Below are 16,616 nucleotides of genomic sequence, written 5' to 3'. Positions count from 1 at the left end.
TTTTATCTTTATTTGGAGCAATGACGTAATGACCAAACCCATAGTACTCAGCGGTGCACAGCCGTCCGGCGAATTAACCATAGGTAACTACATGGGTGCATTGCGTCAATGGGTTGCCATGCAAGATAGCCACGACTGCCTATATTGCGTGGTGGATTTGCATGCCATTACCGTGCGCCAAGACCCTCAAGCATTGCGTGAAGCCTGTTTAGATACGCTCGCGCTGTATTTAGCCTGCGGTGTCGATCCAAAGAAGAGCACAGTGTTTATCCAATCCCAAGTGCCACAGCATACCCAGTTGGGTTGGGCGTTAAATTGCTACACCCAAATGGGTGAATTGAGCCGTATGACGCAGTTTAAGGATAAGTCACAAAAGCACGCCAACAATATTAACGTCGGTTTGTTTGGTTATCCGGTACTGATGGCGGCGGATATTCTGCTGTATCAAGCAAATGAAATCCCCGTTGGCCAAGATCAGAAACAACATCTTGAATTAACTCGTGATATCGCCACTCGCTTTAACAACGCGTACGGCGAGACGTTTACCATTCCTGAGCCTTTTATCCCTGAGCATGGCGCTAAGGTGATGTCGCTTCAGGATCCGCTGAAGAAGATGTCTAAGTCGGACGACAACCGTAACAACGTGATTGGCCTGCTTGAAGATCCAAAAGCGGTTATGAAAAAGCTGAAAAAAGCCATGACCGACAGTGATGAGCCGCCAGTCGTGCGTTTCGATATGGAAAACAAGCCAGGCGTGTCTAACCTGCTGAGCTTAATGTCGGGTATCACAGGCCAAAGCATTGCCAGCCTCGAAGCCGAGTTTGAAGGCAAGATGTATGGTCACTTAAAAGGTGCAGCGGGTGAAGCAGTAGTGGGCATGTTAGAGCCGCTGCAAGAGCGTTACCGTGCGCTGCGTGCCGACCGTGCTTACCTCGATCAAGTGATGAGAGCGGGCGCTGAAAATGCTCAAGCTCGCGCCGAAGTGACGCTTAAAAAGGTGTACGAGAAGATTGGTTTGTTAGTGTAATTTGACCTAAAAAGCGCATTACACAACACTCGATTAAGCCGACCCATTCTTAGGTCGGCTTTTTTATGTCTGTTATTCATTGGGCTGGTTAAGCGTTTAGGCCTGTGACTTTAGCCAAGAGGAAAATGCGGCGATGGCAGGCTCTGTGAGACGGCGCTGCTTACAGATAAAGCTAAACTCAAAGCCCGTATGAACATCGGGTAGGTTAACCGCAACCAGTCTGCTGGTGCTGATATCACCCGCCACCATAAAATCGGGGGCGAGGGCGAGGCCTTGGCCTGCAATCGCGGCCTCAATTGCCATTACGATATGGCTAAAAATATGTTGCTGCTCGTTATTCAGCGGGATCTGATGGGCCGATGACCATTTGTGCCAATCGAGTCCCAGCGGCCCCTCATCCACAATCAGCAATGCCTGTTGTTGGAAATTGCTCAAGTTAATATCACGCCACTTGGGGTAAAAACTCGGGCTGCATACAGGGATGAGCCGCTCCTTATGCAATAACTGTTGCCAATAGCCCCGTTGGTTAAGTTTGCCCGCGATAAAGATATCGGCCGTGCTGGTGCTGAGATCGGGGTCTTGAGTGATCATCTCGAGGCGAATTTTAACGCTGGGATACTGGCGTCTAAAATCCGCTAATCTCGGGATCAACCATTTCACCGCAAAAGAGCTGTACACCGCCAAACAGAGTTGTTGGTTTGGGGTGTCGCGGATCTTGAGATTTAGATCGCTTAACTCATTAAAAATCCTTTCTAACTCAATAAATAAGCTTTGGCCTTTAGGCGTGAGTTGCAATTTTCGTCCCTGACGGTCGAAAAGCTGCTCGCCAAAATATTCCTCTAATACACGCACTTGGTGTGAAACCGCGCTTTGGGTAATGCAAAGTTCGGCGGCAGCCTTGGAAAAATGCTGTTGTCTAGCGGCGGTCTCAAAGACTTGTAGTGCGCGTAATGGAGGCAGCTTTCTCATGATTTTCAACGCCTAAAAGATTTAGTATGAATTTAATTCATCTAGCATGAGAAAGCATCATTTCAGCTTAAGTTTTGTGGGGATTATCATGCCAGCATTGAGATTTGCGGATGGTAAAAAATGCAGCGCCCTGTAGTTATCGGTTTGATTTTATTGATAGTGGGTAATCTATTTAGTGCTTTTTACGATGTATCGATCAAATGGTTGCCAGAAGATGCAAATGCGGCCACTTTTCTACTCGTGAGACAAATCACCTCAGTATTGATGTTACTCCCCATTTGGTTGTACTCGCAGCGACCTAAGACGGAACATATTTCGGTCCACCTTTGGCGTGCCAACATAGGCTCGGTTGGCGCGCTTTTTTTAATTATTGGCCTAATGGCTTTGCCTTTAGCGACGGTTAGCTCCCTGTTTTACTCGGCGCCGCTGATGATTATTCTGATGGGCTATTGGTTTTTAAAGGAGCGGATCACCACAGGGCAAGTGGTATGTACATTACTCGGGTTTGTCGGGATCTTAATTATCCTCAGACCGAGTGAGATGAACTGGTTTGGATTGGCAGTGTTATTTTCGGCATTTACCTTTGCGGTCAATCAGTTGACCCTGAAAAAAGTCCCAAATACTGAGCATCCAGTATTAACCTTGATGTTGTATAACCTGCTGGGTATTCCTGCGACCTTAATCATCGCGGCATTTCAGGGGCTTGAGGGCCTGAGTTGGGGATTGTTAGCCGTAGCGCTGCTCAGTAATGCCTTCTTACTGATATATCACTGGTTCTGCGTGCTGGCCTATCGTCGCGCACAGGCGAGCGATATTGCGATTGCCGAATATACTGGCCTGTTATTTATCGTCTTTTTGGGCTGGCTGTTATTCGATGAATGGTTAGATAGCCTAAGTTGGCTGGGCGCCGCATTGATTGTGTTGCCGTCACTGTTTTTACCTTGGATTGGCATGTGGGTGGCTAAGTCACCCAAGGTTATGGATAACATCCAAGTAAAAGCGTTAGGGCTGGAAGCGGTAGAAGGCGAGCCTAAACCCTAAGAGCTTAGGCTCAATCGGTTATTCGATGTATTCGAATACTTTAACGACTTTACGCACACCGGCGGTGTTACGCGCGATATCGACGGCCATATCGGCTTGAGAGCGGTGAATGAGTCCGAGTAGGAAGACTTCACCGTTTTCAGTGATGACCTTAATGCGGGTGACATCCAACTCTTTCTCGTTGAGCATGCGTCCCTTCACTTTCGTTGTCACCCAAGTGTCATTGCTACGGGTGGTGAAAGAGGTCGGGTTACCGATGCGGATCTGATTGTGGATTTTACCGCCAAGCTTAAGATCTTGTACGACCTTAATCGCCTTATCCCTCAACATAGAGTTGGGGGCTTGACCAATCATCAGCACATTACCGTTAACCGAAACACCCGTGATATTCGTTTGTTTCTTCAGATCTTCATGCTCTAGCAGGGCACTGGTGATCTTAAAATCGGTATTGGTATCGTCGAGCTGAGTCTTCACCGAACGCTCATCGTTGGCCATCATGGCGCCACTGACTGCGCCCACCATAACGGCACCGGCGCAACCTTGCAGCAGCATGCAAACCATTAACAGTGGGGCAGCATATCTCATTGCTGTTCGTCCTGCGGGAAGAGCGTGCGATCGATATTGTCACAGAGACAGTGGATAACCAGTAAGTGCACTTCTTGAATGCGTGCCGTCACGTTAGAAGGTACACGGATTTCCACGTCGCCGACGCTCAGTAATCCCGCCATCGCGCCACCGTCTTTACCGGTTAAGGCAACGATAGTCATATCGCGGCTCAGGGCGGCTTCCATGGCTTTAATCACGTTGCCTGAGTTACCGCTGGTGGAAATCGCCAGCAGAATGTCACCGGGCTGACCTAAGGCTAAGATTTGTTTTGAGAAAATCTCATCATAGCTGTAGTCGTTGGCAATCGCAGTGATGGTTGAAGTGTCGGTTGACAGCGCAATCGCGGGCAATGGTGGACGTTCAATTTCGTAGCGATTTAATAGCTCGGCCGAGAAGTGTTGAGCATCACCGGCACTGCCGCCGTTACCGCAGGCAAGAATTTTATTGCCGCCCAAAAGACATTGCACCATCATCTCGGCCGCTTTGGCGATGGATTCTGGCAGTGCTTCGGCTGCATCGATTTTGGTCTGGATAGATTCAGTAAAGCTGTCTTTAATGCGTTCTAACATGGATACATCCTTTCAGGATAAAGTGTGGCTATGATGCCATATTTCCACGGTGGAGTTGAGGCATAAGCGTTAAAAATTATTCGATTAGCTGAGTCGAAGGCCTCGTTTAAAAGGCATCGACTAGCCAGTGGATTTGCGCGTCCTCGATGGCGACAACGTCGAATCGGCACGGCACATCCAGTTTATGCGTCTGTAAATAGTGGCTGGCCGCCATGCGGATCCTGCCGATTTGTGCTTTGCTAAGTGCTTGTATTGCGCCGCCAAATTGATTTGCTGAGCGATATTTTACTTCAACAAATACCCAGTGGTGTTTATGGCGCATGACGAGGTCTATTTCACCAAAGGGATAGCGGACATTGCGCTCGACAAAGGTTAAACCTTGCTGTTCGAGGTAACCTTGAGCGAGCGACTCTGCCTGCTGTCCGAGTGTCATAGTTGACGGAAACTGCCTCTTTGATAGCGTCCCCAGCTTAATTGGCGGTTAATCACGCCGTCTGGATTGACGGATAACACGCCGCTACGTCCATTGAACTGGTAACCTGTGAATGAGCGCATCTGCGCCAGTTTGCTGATCAAATCCATGGCATCATAACCCATCACGAACAGGCGTTTCTGGCCGTTATTCCAGCCCGACCATAGTGTGTTAACCATCAGGTTTTCTTCACTGTTTTGCATTAGCCAAGGAGCATCGCTCATGGTCAGGTTATTTAAATCCTGCGCCGTTTGGCTCGATTCGTTGTCGATGCGGCTGCGGCTTGAGGTGTACAGCGGCACTGGTTGAGTAAAGACGCTGAAGTTCACATCGATAAAGGCCTTGAGCAAGGTTAAATCCTGCGGCGTCGAGATCATATAGATCGCATCGATATCTTGGCGTGAGCGAAAATCGGCCTGTACCGAATTGCCGAGCAGCTCCTTTATCCGCGCGATACGCGCTTGGCTATCACGGACACCGAGTGCATCCTGCACTGTGGTTTTCATCTTGTCGCCACCATCGTAGTAATAGACTTCGATAGGGGTGTCGCTTTTCTTTTTCCAGGCTTGGATAAAGCTTTCTGCCATGCGTTTACCGATGGCGTCGTTGCTCGCAAGCAGTAGTGGCATAGTCACGCCATCTTGATACATGCGCGTTGCGGCATCGGCGGCTTCTTGGGCTGGTGACAGCGCAAAGTAGAACTTATTGATATCGGGCACAAACTTATCGGTTTGGTTTAAAAACAACTGCGGGATAGGTGCTATCGGAGTCGTAGGCGCAGCGGGTGCTGCTCCCGATGGCGTGCTGGTTGCGGGGGCTGTGTTATTCAGTGCCAGTAATTGATCGATTTCATTTGGCAGTAAGGGGCCAATAATAAACTCAGCGCCTGCGTTTACCGCTTGCTGATAGGCGGCGACGGCATCATTGGCGGTATCGTAAAAATTGACCGCAACTTGCTTATTGGGTTTGGCTAAATAGCTGGCCAAAATCCCTTGGCGAATCGCGTTGGCTGCACTGGCGCGTTGACCTGTGAGCGGCAACAAGACGGCGATATTCTTCGGCATAAAAGGCTTGGCATTGAGCGCCCGATCCAAATCGGTCGGCAATTTGGCTGCCGCAGGATGATAAGGATTCTGCTTTTGCCAGTCGCCTAAGTAACGAACCAGTTGATTAGGGTCGACCGCATAATGTTTGGCGATATAGGCGAGCTGCAACCAACCAGCAAATACTGGGTTGTTGGCATCGCGGATAAAGGTTTGCAAGGTTTGCTCATGCATTGGCTGCAACACTTGCCAGATCTGGTTATTGACTTCACTCGCCTCGGCGGGCGGTAAATAGGTGGTCAATAAACTCAGCTCGCGCACTTGTTCGACAGGTTGCTTATTCAACTGGAATAAATGCGCTCTAAATTGATGATACGCGGCCATTTGCCAGCCGGGTAACACCCAAGTGCTTGGATAGCTCAGGGTCTTGAGCGCCTCGACATAGGTCGATGTATGCTCTAATACCCGCGCCGTCAGGTATTTATGCTCGGCCACCAGAGTGGGAGTCTGGGTCAGGCTTGGCTGCATCGACTTCAGCAGTTTCTGCGCCGCCGCATAGTCATTGGCATTGATATAGGCATGCGCCGCCAGCAGCAGGCTAGTGTCGCGCTGCTGCGGATCTTTGCTATTCGCGGCCTGTGCTAAATACACATTGGGCGCCAATGGAGCAGAGGCTAAAGAGGTGGCCACTGTGGGGGCAGTACCGGTTGAGCTGGGCGCTTGGCTGCCGCAACCCGCCAACACTGCGGATAAAATGGCCACGGAAACGAACTTAGTTGTATTCAGGCTTTTTAACACTGGGCTTCACTCTGGTAAGATGCTGCCTCTAGTTTAACCTTCTCTTGCGCTTGACGAAAGTCTTGGCACTGTCATTACCGAGGTATATATGGACCAAAGCGTCGCACTCTACATTGTTCCCACTCCCATTGGTAACCTGGGGGACATGAGCCCACGTGCTATCGAAGTGCTCACTCAGGTCGCATTGATTGCCTGTGAAGATACGCGCCACAGCGGCAAGTTATTGAGTCATTTTGGTATTTCCACTAAAACGATCGCACTGCATGATCATAATGAGCGCGCCCGAGCCCAATGGATTGTGGAGCAGTTAGCCGCCGGGCAATCGATTGCGCTGATTTCCGATGCAGGTACACCGCTGATTTCAGACCCCGGCTATCACTTAGTCTCCCATGTGCGCCAATCGGGTTTTAGCGTGATCCCATTACCCGGCCCTTGCGCGGCGATTACTGCATTAAGCGCGTCGGGTTTACCGTCGGATCGTTTCTCCTTCGAGGGTTTCTTACCTTCTAAAGAGAAGGCGCGTGCCGATAAGCTGCTCGAGCTTAAGGAAGATTCTCGCACGCTGATTTTTTATGAATCTCCGCACCGCATCGAGCATAGCCTGACGACCATGGTTGAAGTGTTAGGCGGCGAGCGGCAAGTGGTGATGGCGCGGGAAGTCACTAAAACCTTCGAGACCTTCCTCTCAGGCCCTGTGGCCGAGGTGCTGGCTACGGTCAGCAGCGATCCTAACCAGCAAAAAGGCGAGATAGTGCTGATGGTACATGGTCACCGCGCCGCGGAGGATGATGACGCCATTCCGACTGTCGCCATCAACACCCTGAAATTACTCTGTGAAGAATTGCCCCTCAAAAAGGCCGCTGCAATTGCCGCGCAAATTCACGGCCTTAAAAAGAATGCTCTGTATAAGTTCGGTTTAGAGTCGGATTTATAAGCGGATCTTTGAGATAGACACACATGGGCGGGATTAACAGTGGTACGCGCAGATTGCTTAGGCTATAATCCGCGCCGAGTTGGCCAGACAGTCGCTGCGCTCGCAAGAGCGGGGAGGAAAGTCCGGGCTTCAAAGAGCGGGGTGCCAGGTAACGCCTGGGCGGTGCGAACCGACGACAAGTGCAACAGAGAGGAGACCGCCATCATAGCTTCGGCTAAGGTGGTAAGGGTGAAAGGGTGCGGTAAGAGCGCACCGTGCGGCTAGCAATAGTCCGTAGCAAGGTAAACTCCACCCGAAGCAAGACCAAATAGGGTTCCGTATGGCGTGGCTCGCGTTGGAACCGGGTAGGTCGCTTGAGCCTGCGAGCGATTGCAGGCCTAGATGAATGACTGTCCAAGACAGGACCCGGCTTATCGGCCAGCTCAACCTTCTTGTAAACAGAGGCCTCGCAGCTATGCGAGGCCTTTGTGCTACAAGATGTGCTACAAACTGAGACACGAAAAATTCCCCATACCTATCTACGGAATGGGATCTATTACTTGCGGTATCGAGTACCGAGAGTAGTCCAAGATATGACCGGATTACCTGCCGTCTTAAGGCAGAGTTTAAATACAAGATCGCCAGATGTTGCTTTGGAATTCACTAGGATAGTTGTATCTAAAATTTGTGAATTAAAAGGTGTTGTAATGGCTCGAAATCTTGAAACCTCTCTGAAAATGCATTTCTCCATGATAAAAACAATCTACGGTGATGTAGTAATTCATGATGAAAATGACGCTGTGGAGGCTCGAAAAGTCCGCACTTTTATGGTGGAGAATGATGATATAATTGTTAAAAATCATTCTGTTATACCGAATGCTCAAGCCTGCCCTCCTAATGTTGATGTATCATTGTCTGAAGCAATTTGCCAGTACATGTCTTGGCGTGGAAATCGCAGAAATAAAGATGGTTCACTGGGGTTAACTGTTTCTGCTAAAAATGCTCGAATGCGGAACTTTGACCTTTTACTCCTGATACTTGGTGATATCAGTATTTATGAGGTTACGAAATTTAAACTTCGTGATTTGTTAGACTGTATTTCGAATATGCCGAGACGTAACAAAAGGCCTTACTGTGGCTGGACTCTCAAAGAAACGGTTGAAGCCGCAAGAGAAAGAAGTGTTCCCGAAGAAGATTTGGTTGCATCTAAGCAAGCTAAAGAAGCATTGAAAGATTATCAGTCATTGTTCTCGCGATATCTGACAGATGAAATGGGCTGGTTAAAGGTTGCACCTACGGCAGGAGTTCGTGTCGAGTTTGAATCACGTTCATACGCTTCATTTTCTCATACTCAAATTAGTCAGGTAGTCGATTACTGGAACTCGCAGCCGTGTTCTGACTACAAATGGATTATGTTGCTTGGATTGTATACTGGAGCTAGGCGTGGAGATCTTTTCAATCTAAAGATTTCATCGGTTCGTTTTGATAAGAGTTGTGACAGATTATTCTTGCTCATTGAAAAGGGAAAAAATGAGAATGCTGAACGTATGATTCCGCTACATAAGTCACTGGTTGAAAAGGGTTTTATTAAATTTTATAAGGCTAAGAAGTCTTCTCTGGACATAGGGGGAAAACTTTTTGGAGATGTGAAAGTTGATAATTACATTACCTCAAAGTTTAGGCTTAGTCTGGATACGATCGGCATACCCAAAACGACGCAGAAAAAGAGGCGTTATTCATTCCACAGTTTGAGACATACGGTAGTGACCAAAGCCAGAGGTCAGGATATTAGTCTCGCTAAAATACAAACTGTAATTGGTCATGAACTTTCAGAAGGTGGCACTACTGATATTTATACAGGTGAGTTTGAGCTAAAGGATTTGCTCTGCGTAATTGATTGTATTGATTGGTAAGATGTAATGTAAAACCTAGCAGATCAACTGCTAGGTATTGACTCTTCATTAGGTAAACCAATTCTCGATAAGTAGCTAGTAAATCTCTGTGAAATTAACTCCCTATAAAGAGGGTTAATTCCACAGATTCTATTTTCCATATTAGTCTCTAGCCAATTTAAAGAAACTGAAAAGTAATGTTTGAAATCGATTGCAGAGTCAGGAATGATAACATCGTTGCCAAATTCAATATAATGATATCTTGGATTGCTATTTTGCTTGATTGGTCTTTTTAAGCTGGAATTAAGGACTTGAGTTTCTATACCTATAGCTTCTAGATGCTTTCCGCTGGTTAAGTGTTCAAAGTTATATAGGGGAGCAACAATTACAGAAACTAAGTGTTTATCATTGGTTATTTTGGGTGAGTTTTCCTCAATTTGTTGTCGAGCATTCTTGTTTTGCTCTAAATCACAGTCTTGAGTAATGACAACCACATATGGAAACTCATACATGGTGAGTGCGAACTCTCCATTTTCTTCGGTATATGACTCATAAAAGGGGACATTCATAAAAACATCTCCTTGTCTGACTCGAGCTACGTTATCCTTATTACTCTGATGGAGAGTCATTTTTTAATGCGCCCCTTATGATAATCTTTCTTACCTTGTTAGTTGCTTGAGGTATAGAAGTTATTATTTCTTTTTCTCTTGCAAACTCAGGTTCGTTTGTTGTTGAACCATATGATTCTGAAGTGTTTATCTCCACTTCGTAGTTGTTTTTAATCATGACAGTTATTTAAGTCGATAAAATACGTTTGAGATTTTCTGTTATACAACTTTCAAAGTGCATTTGTACTTTTTGATGTAGGTCATCAAGATAGGTATCTATCTCATTAAATGCATGAGGTGTATCTACATAAGCATCGAGATCTACAATGAAATCAAGTTTTTTTATTTTTGCTGGGTAATCAGGGTTATAAATCCCAGTTTGCATCCGAAGCTTAATTTCATTGTGAAGGTATTCGGTGATTAAAAAACTTCTAGAGCAATTGCTTTCATTGTCTAAATTGGAAATAGGCGAAGCAATCATGGGCGAGAAGTAAGTATCGACATCTTGTCTCGTGTTTAACACATCATCAAAAATATTAATGAATCTTAGCCCTGTTCTAGCTATATACGCGGTAGATTCACAGGCAACGATTGATTTTATAGGCTCAAAAACATCGAGTTTAAATTCTTTCCAGTCTATATATTTTTTCAGTGAGACTGTAATGGAGTCTTTATTGATGGTGATACTCTTTTCTCTTTCTGAACCACTGAAAGTCCACTGATAATACTCTTCGTTTTGAGATTTAACTCCATGTTCCGAAATTTCAAATCCTTGACGAACTCCTTTATTCGATTCATGTATTGCATATCTTTTTGTAATTATGTCTCTTACTGCTTTTGGAAGTACTGGAGTAGATAAACTCTCTGCAGGGGTTGCAAAATCAATACGTGCTACTACCTCAACTAGGTAGTTTTTATTGTAGCAAATTGGTTCTAATGAATGGTTCATGTTCATCTCAATGGGTTACAGCATACTTCTCAATACTATCACATTAATAAAATTCTTAGACAAGATGTAAAATTTTCACACTTTATTGGTCACCATGTATACTTCAATGAATACATTTGGTATAACGTAAGAATGCGGCTTTCAGAGCCAAATGAATACACCTAAATGTAATGACTTGAGACACCACATGCTGAATACACCTAATCTTACCATTCGTGCCTACCTTCGAGCTTCAACCAAAGATCAAGACAGCTTACGCGCCAAACCGGAGTTAATCGACTTCGCTAAAGCTCACCACGTAAAGATTACGACCTTTTATCAAGAAAACGTATCAGGAAACGACCCTGACCGCCCAGAGCTAAATCGGCTTATTGAGGAAGCATCCGAGGGGGACATTCTGCTCATTGAGAAGATGGATCGCTTGAGCCGCTTACCTTGGGAAACTTGGCAGAGTTTAAAGAGCAAGATTGCGAGTAAAGGGATCATCATTGTGATAGCCGACCAACCTCAAACACATTCAGCACTAACAGCAAACGATGTGAATTCCGGTTTCATCCAAAAGGCTCTCACTAACTTTATGATTGACCTTGCTGCGGGTATGGCTCGGGACGATTACGAAACGAGAAGGGTTAGACAAGCCCAAGGCATTGCCAAAGCCAAAGCAGAAGGGAAAACATGGGGAGGCCAAAACAAGGATGAAAAGCTTCACCAAGCAATTCAGACTCACCTGCAAACCATGAGTATTCGTAAAACTGCTGAGATGCTCGGGTGTTCAGTTTCAACAGTCCAAAGGGTAAAAAAGCAAAACTCGATCAAATTAGAAGCGATCGAACTATAAGAGCAAAATATTTTGCTGGCACTAACCCGCTGATAAAGATCTACTTTTCTACATATCCACTGATTATGCACAGCTTACAAACAGTTGATGTAGCTATGTGATGTAGCTACATTTCTTCATTGTGTGTATAATGCAGGTGTCTGAATCATAAAGATTTATCCTTATAGAGAGTAAAAGAAAATTTATGAGAAATAACATATCTAAAACGCTAGATATCTTAATTCTGGATCTCCAAGAGCAAGGTTTAGAATTAAGCTATTTAAATCAACTTTCAGAGTACGAGATTTATCGACTAGCTAATAAATACAAGCAGAATGAACCCCAAAAAATCTCATTCGAGGAGCAAGAACTAATCAATCAACAGTCCAAGCAAAAAGAAGCGCAGAGGAAACAGAGACAGTTAGAGCAGGAGGTCAAGGAAACCTCTAAATATCAACACTTAGGTGGTTTATACCGAATCAGCGCTTCTTTAGCTAAACAAGGACTTAATAATGTTAGATAGAATCCACTTTTGTTCAGATCTCGTTTCTACAGCCATTAACGCCATTGAGACGAATGACCAAACCTCGGCACTTGCAAACCTTAATGCACTCAAGAATGTCATCAACGGCCTAAAGTTTGGTGATCAAGTCACAGCGAAAGCAATCAAGCAGGTCGCAAAGAACACTGGCCTTGATGATATTAAAGCGTTGGAAGCCTTGGTGCTCACTGGTTGCACTACTTTTGGGCGTGGTCACGGCCTACAACAATCCACATTGGCAGACTTCTTACTTCGTGAAGCTAATATTGCTAAAAACGTAACCTTGCCGATCTTGGGGGTGAAGTAATATGAGCATCAACACAAGCCACCCTATTCGTATACGTAAAGAGCTGAATGAAATCATCATTGGGCTTGCTGAGCACTCCGATATGGAGTATCGGGATTTGGTTGCGTATCTGATAGCTGAAGGCTTAAACACTCTAAGATTACGGTCAAACCTGAACGAAGAAGGAGAAGTTATTGGCTAAGACTCCGCCCCATATCGAAGGCGAAGTTTTAGCGATGATTGCGGCAGGTTACTCACTTGCCGCTGTATCAAGCCAGTTCGGCCTTTCGTATCACACCGTCAGAGGCATTCAGAAGCGAGCAGGTATCAAATCCGGTGAAATTAAGAAGCAAGTTATCCTCAAATATCAAAATGCCCTGAAAGACTCCCTAGCTAGTGATTTCATAAGAGATAAGGCATCTGCCCTGCTTATGGATGATCTAGCTTTGTCGTCAAAGCTACGCTGTAAATTACATGTACTTTTGGATGAACTACCGGACTCACCAAGGGACACCAAAGAGGCGGTACTTATTGCACGTTCCCTGTCAGCAATAGCCACCAGCTTAAAGCTTTCAAATGACACCCTAAGAGCAAGCTTTAAGTTAGGTGAAGAACCTGAGATCAACGAAGACCTACCGGAGCTGATAGTTAGAGAAATGCTAGAGGTTGAAATTCTCGATGTAAAAGGGAAATTCACTACCGTAGAAGCTTCCTAATGCAGCCTTATCTGATGCCTCTCTCTCGAGAGGCAATTTTTTATTAGAACATCACTGAGTTTATAAGAGCAAACCGCTATGAAATCTAACTTCGAAACCAATCACTCTAGCCTAGAAAGTGTGCAATTTTTGTCCGAGAAAAATGGTAATGAAAATACGATTTTGGATTTCGAAAATTTAACTTCGGAAAATACCCGTATCCCAGCTGTGTTGCGGGCTATAGAGTATGCAAAAGCAGCTGGAATGGACGATAGTCCAGTAGGTAGTAATATCCATTACTATAACTTACTAGATAGAGAGCAAGAGACAACTGAGCTAGAAGAACAAGAATTAGATGATTGCTTAATACAGGATGAGGCTGAAGAGTTAGAAACTCCGAAAGCAGAAGTCAAAGGTAAGGGATCACATCTCAATAGCTATCACTACAAGCCCCTAGTTAGCATCGATAGAAAAGAGAAAAAAAGAGCACGAGAAACAAAGCTCTGTCTTACCAATAGTGGCGAGATTAGATTTTTCTCCAGAGAACTAGAAAACGCATTCTTGGCGATGAAAGACCTCATTATTAAGCGAATCGTTACAGGTCGCTTAGTGTTAGCCACGGTATACTTTTCTCACAAAGCCAAGGCTAAGAATCTTTCAGCTCATGCTTACGGTAAGAAGTTAAGAGAAAGAGGTTGGGGATTGCCAACCATAATTGTTTTAGAACACGGGAAAGCCTCTAAAAAGCTCTCACACGCCCATATCATCACAATCAGTGAGGAGTCTGCCTCAAATCGATTTCCTGCGCTGAGAGAGCTTCTCAAGAAGGATGCTAACCATTATGACAGTGCTATTAAGATTCAAGATAGCTACATAACAAAGTTTCGGTATACAGATTTAACCGCTCTAGAGGAAGAACAGAGTGGGAATGTGATTCCTCCAATCGAGGAGCACAATTCTGAATATTGGATGAATACGTGGCGTCCTGAAGGCTCCAATTATATCCATAGAAGATTGCCTATAGACGTCGGCATTGCAGATTACTTGTCAAAGCAACTTACCGATGAGAACGATAACCAACGACTTAATTTCATTAACTTCGGAACTATGATTAGCGACAAAAAGAGAGAGCTAGTGAAGTTATCTAGAGAGTTCAGAAAGAAATATAAGACCCCACCAGCTTCTAAGGCCTCAAAGTCCTAGAAAAAACGCGTTTCCCTAAAGCCACCCGTTTCATTGTTTTTGGGGTATTTTTTGAAAATTCACCCCAAAAGCACACCAGCTAAATACTCGTTTGCAAAATTCTGACTATCCGGTAGTCTGGTTTTAGTGTGCTACATTTTGTGTCTCAAACTGAGACACAAAAGATTGTAAAGCGCCTTTAACCCTTACCATTACTGAACAGATTCCGCTGCGAGGAGTCGGCTTATCGGCCAACTCATTAAATTCAGTAAAAAGCCCGTTTATCTATTAGGTAAACGGGCTTTTTATTTGGGTTCAATTCTAGGTTATGTGCCTAGCAACGCCCCATATTTGAGTGCTGACGGCGTAATTGCGTTCTTTGCTTTACTAGCTTTTCCATCGCCGAGAGTATGATATGACTCTTGCTCTGAACCTCTGCATCCACTTCGCTCTGTTGTGATGCCTGCTGGGCGATAAGCTCTGTCAGTGAGACGATAAGCTGTTCAGCCTGAGTGAGGCTTTGGTGTTGTACCTCTTTCACATAGAGCAGCAAAAAACGTTGCAATAAGACGTTGAGCAGCAAAGGTAAGGTGATATTGAAGTTGCCTTCCTCTGATTTGGGGGGCAATTCTCCCATCGCCGCAATCAAGTGGCATACTGTTTGGCAGCCAGTCGCGCCGATAAAGAGTCGCATCGCATCTCGATTCGATGCAATATACCGTTCCAGTTGATGGGCAAATTCTGCCTTATCCCATTGATGGGCAATAGAGTGGATAACGCTCATACTGTTGACTCATCACCTTTCTATCCGTTGTTAACGAAAGAGCATGGATTGCTGCTTTATGATCCCGAGCTGTTGAGATACATGCTCGAGATAGACTCGGCTCAAGATAGCAATGCCTCTATAAAATTCGCTGTCGGCATGTTGCTCCGCTAATTCGAGGCAGCGATCCGCCCAGGGCTGTAGATGCTGTTGTAATAGTAGCGTGCAGGTTCCGAGGACATTTTTGTCTTCGGGCGTGGCCGCAAGTTGGTTACATAAATATTCTAATGTCAGTAAAATCAAACCAATATGATCTATCGGCTCGTTTCTCTCTAATGTGAATTCGATATTATGTGCCTTATAGAAGGCCATGAGTTTTTGCGTCGAATCACCATTTAATGACTGTTCTTCCCCGGTATACACTGACCCCCAAGGTGCAGCCTTAGGGTCGCTTGGGCCAAAAAACAATTGTCCGTAATCCACTTTTAACTCGGTCAGTTGCGCCTCAGTGCTTTGCCAGTGGCTTAAATAATTGCCTAGATAGGTTCGCCCCTGTTTTTCATATTCAGAATCCACAAGCTGCGGCCAGTTGATGTGGAGTTCATCCTGCTTAAAATTGTCGATTAAGGGAGCTTCTGGGTAGGTATATAAAATATTATGCAGAACCTTAGCGATAGCTCCCCATGTCAGGTAATCATCCGCTTTTATCTTTGACATAACTCTTCTCTTATCTCGAGACGGAACCAATGAGGGGCGCCATGCCCCTCATTAATCCGATGACTTAAATTTCAGACCAATTAAGCACTTGCCCACCTGATTGCGCATTTGGGTTCTTTTTGACAATCAGATTGGGAGAGGTAATAGATGACGATGGCAATGGTGCAATGTGCCCGTCACCTTCACCATATTTGGCTTTTAGGTTCTCCATGGTGTCAAAGTCGAGTGCCCGTAATGGGCAAGCATTGACACAAATCGGTTTTTTGCCATCGACGAGTCGGTCATAACAGCCATCACACTTAGTCATGACTTTACGCTGAGTATCTAATTGTGGCGCGTCATAGGGACAAGCTCTTGCGCAGCTACCACAACCAATACAGATGGATGACTCCACCAACACTAAGCCGTTATCTTGGCGTTTATGCATGGCACCCGTCGGGCAGGCTTTTACGCACACAGGCTCGCTGCAGTGGTTACAGCCTATAGATGTGTAGTATGCAAATACGTTTTGCTCGAAACTACCATCGGCATTTTGGCCCCAGTTACCACCACCGTACTCAGTCACGCGGCGCCACAGCACTCCAGGAAGATTGGCAACGCTACCATTGCCGTCATTTGCGCGGATAAGACCGGTCATTCTGTCTTTACAGGCGATATGGCACGCCTTACATCCAGTGCATTTGCTGCTGTCAAAGTAAAAACCATATTGTGTTTCTTGAGTCATTTGT

The 16,616-nt window shown here is 45.5% G+C and carries 20 protein-coding genes and 1 other RNA gene; 11 read left to right on the top strand and 10 right to left on the bottom strand.

Annotation, left to right across the window (positions count from 1 at the left end; all coding sequences use genetic code 11):
* Nucleotides 1–28 precede the first annotated feature (28 nt).
* Nucleotides 29–1,027, top strand: coding sequence for a tryptophan--tRNA ligase (gene trpS / locus K0H59_RS19585; protein ID WP_011718615.1), 999 nt, complete (start codon nucleotides 29–31; stop codon nucleotides 1,025–1,027).
* Nucleotides 1,028–1,123: 96 nt separating this feature from the next.
* On the opposite strand, the gene K0H59_RS19580 is transcribed toward trpS, so the two are convergent.
* Nucleotides 1,124–1,996 (bottom strand): LysR substrate-binding domain-containing protein, encoded by an 873-nt coding sequence (locus K0H59_RS19580; RefSeq protein ID WP_220054108.1) that lies wholly within the window; start codon nucleotides 1,994–1,996, stop codon nucleotides 1,124–1,126.
* A gap of 120 nt (nucleotides 1,997–2,116) precedes the next feature.
* Between K0H59_RS19580 and K0H59_RS19575 the strand changes: the two genes are divergently transcribed.
* A complete protein-coding gene (locus K0H59_RS19575) occupies nucleotides 2,117–3,037 on the top strand; it encodes a DMT family transporter (protein WP_220054107.1) in 921 nt (306 codons plus the stop codon).
* Between the two features lie 18 nt (nucleotides 3,038–3,055).
* Here the strand turns inward: K0H59_RS19575 and dolP are convergent, their stop codons facing one another.
* The 4 genes from dolP to K0H59_RS19555 all read right to left on the bottom strand — a co-directional run bounded on the left by dolP (nucleotide 3,056) and on the right by K0H59_RS19555 (nucleotide 6,525).
* Nucleotides 3,056–3,622 (bottom strand): division/outer membrane stress-associated lipid-binding lipoprotein, encoded by a 567-nt coding sequence (gene dolP, locus K0H59_RS19570; protein ID WP_011624409.1) that lies wholly within the window; start codon nucleotides 3,620–3,622, stop codon nucleotides 3,056–3,058.
* Nucleotides 3,619–4,212: a phosphoheptose isomerase gene (locus K0H59_RS19565; protein WP_011070670.1), complete on the bottom strand. Its 594-nt coding sequence runs from the start codon at nucleotides 4,210–4,212 to the stop codon at nucleotides 3,619–3,621. Before K0H59_RS19565 ends, dolP begins: the two co-directional genes overlap by 4 nt.
* Nucleotides 4,213–4,318: 106 nt before the next feature.
* Nucleotides 4,319–4,645 (bottom strand): YraN family protein, encoded by a 327-nt coding sequence (locus tag K0H59_RS19560; RefSeq protein WP_023266395.1) that lies wholly within the window; start codon nucleotides 4,643–4,645, stop codon nucleotides 4,319–4,321.
* On the bottom strand, nucleotides 4,642–6,525 hold the full coding sequence (locus tag K0H59_RS19555) for a penicillin-binding protein activator (RefSeq protein WP_220054106.1): 1,884 nt from the start codon (nucleotides 6,523–6,525) through the stop codon (nucleotides 4,642–4,644). Before K0H59_RS19555 ends, K0H59_RS19560 begins: the two co-directional genes overlap by 4 nt.
* Nucleotides 6,526–6,613: 88 nt before the next feature.
* Here K0H59_RS19555 and rsmI point away from each other — a divergent pair, with 88 nt between their 5' ends.
* The 3 genes from rsmI to K0H59_RS19540 all read left to right on the top strand — a co-directional run bounded on the left by rsmI (nucleotide 6,614) and on the right by K0H59_RS19540 (nucleotide 9,351).
* Complete coding sequence (gene rsmI, locus K0H59_RS19550; protein ID WP_208661135.1) at nucleotides 6,614–7,459, top strand: 16S rRNA (cytidine(1402)-2'-O)-methyltransferase; 846 nt, start codon at nucleotides 6,614–6,616, stop codon at nucleotides 7,457–7,459.
* 75 nt (nucleotides 7,460–7,534) lie between these two features.
* Nucleotides 7,535–7,888, top strand: an RNA gene (gene rnpB / locus K0H59_RS19545) — RNase P RNA component class A.
* 38 nt (nucleotides 7,889–7,926) lie between these two features.
* Nucleotides 7,927–9,351, top strand: coding sequence for a tyrosine-type recombinase/integrase (locus K0H59_RS19540; RefSeq protein ID WP_309304153.1), 1,425 nt, complete (start codon nucleotides 7,927–7,929; stop codon nucleotides 9,349–9,351).
* Between the two features lie 23 nt (nucleotides 9,352–9,374).
* On the opposite strand, the gene K0H59_RS19535 is transcribed toward K0H59_RS19540, so the two are convergent.
* Together K0H59_RS19535 and K0H59_RS19530 are read right to left on the bottom strand one after the other, a co-directional pair.
* Nucleotides 9,375–9,899 (bottom strand): hypothetical protein, encoded by a 525-nt coding sequence (locus K0H59_RS19535; protein WP_220054104.1) that lies wholly within the window; start codon nucleotides 9,897–9,899, stop codon nucleotides 9,375–9,377.
* Nucleotides 9,900–10,125: 226 nt separating this feature from the next.
* Nucleotides 10,126–10,887: a TIGR04255 family protein gene (locus K0H59_RS19530; protein ID WP_220054103.1), complete on the bottom strand. Its 762-nt coding sequence runs from the start codon at nucleotides 10,885–10,887 to the stop codon at nucleotides 10,126–10,128.
* A gap of 187 nt (nucleotides 10,888–11,074) precedes the next feature.
* Between K0H59_RS19530 and K0H59_RS19525 the strand changes: the two genes are divergently transcribed.
* From K0H59_RS19525 to K0H59_RS19500, 6 genes are all read left to right on the top strand, one after another.
* Complete coding sequence (locus tag K0H59_RS19525) at nucleotides 11,075–11,725, top strand: recombinase family protein (protein ID WP_258405864.1); 651 nt, start codon at nucleotides 11,075–11,077, stop codon at nucleotides 11,723–11,725.
* Between the two features lie 184 nt (nucleotides 11,726–11,909).
* Complete coding sequence (locus K0H59_RS19520; RefSeq protein ID WP_169548304.1) at nucleotides 11,910–12,227, top strand: hypothetical protein; 318 nt, start codon at nucleotides 11,910–11,912, stop codon at nucleotides 12,225–12,227.
* Nucleotides 12,217–12,552 carry a hypothetical protein gene (locus K0H59_RS19515; protein WP_169548303.1) on the top strand — a complete coding sequence of 112 codons (336 nt, stop codon included), beginning with the start codon at nucleotides 12,217–12,219 and terminating at the stop codon, nucleotides 12,550–12,552. Before K0H59_RS19520 ends, K0H59_RS19515 begins: the two co-directional genes overlap by 11 nt.
* 1 nt (nucleotide 12,553) lies before the next feature.
* Entirely contained in the window at nucleotides 12,554–12,733 is a 180-nt protein-coding gene (locus tag K0H59_RS19510; protein WP_220054101.1) for a hypothetical protein, read from the top strand.
* Entirely contained in the window at nucleotides 12,726–13,247 is a 522-nt protein-coding gene (locus K0H59_RS19505) for a helix-turn-helix domain containing protein (protein ID WP_220054100.1), read from the top strand. The genes K0H59_RS19510 and K0H59_RS19505 overlap by 8 nt, the downstream gene beginning before the upstream one ends.
* Nucleotides 13,248–13,325: 78 nt before the next feature.
* Complete coding sequence (locus K0H59_RS19500) at nucleotides 13,326–14,429, top strand: hypothetical protein (protein WP_220054099.1); 1,104 nt, start codon at nucleotides 13,326–13,328, stop codon at nucleotides 14,427–14,429.
* A gap of 313 nt (nucleotides 14,430–14,742) precedes the next feature.
* On the opposite strand, the gene K0H59_RS19495 is transcribed toward K0H59_RS19500, so the two are convergent.
* The 3 genes from K0H59_RS19495 to K0H59_RS19485 all read right to left on the bottom strand — a co-directional run bounded on the left by K0H59_RS19495 (nucleotide 14,743) and on the right by K0H59_RS19485 (nucleotide 16,612).
* Nucleotides 14,743–15,192: a hypothetical protein gene (locus tag K0H59_RS19495; protein ID WP_220054098.1), complete on the bottom strand. Its 450-nt coding sequence runs from the start codon at nucleotides 15,190–15,192 to the stop codon at nucleotides 14,743–14,745.
* A 30-nt stretch (nucleotides 15,193–15,222) separates the two neighbouring features.
* A complete protein-coding gene (locus tag K0H59_RS19490; protein WP_088212238.1) occupies nucleotides 15,223–15,888 on the bottom strand; it encodes a molecular chaperone in 666 nt (221 codons plus the stop codon).
* Between the two features lie 64 nt (nucleotides 15,889–15,952).
* Complete coding sequence (locus K0H59_RS19485) at nucleotides 15,953–16,612, bottom strand: DMSO/selenate family reductase complex B subunit (protein WP_088212239.1); 660 nt, start codon at nucleotides 16,610–16,612, stop codon at nucleotides 15,953–15,955.
* Between the last annotated feature and the right edge of the window lie 4 nt (nucleotides 16,613–16,616).

The organism is Shewanella sp. FJAT-51649 (assembly GCF_019457435.1).
Classification (GTDB): Bacteria; Pseudomonadota; Gammaproteobacteria; order Enterobacterales; family Shewanellaceae; genus Shewanella; species Shewanella mangrovisoli.
The sequence above is the reverse complement of the archived record's forward strand: the minus strand, read 5'-3'. Positions and strand labels throughout refer to the sequence as shown.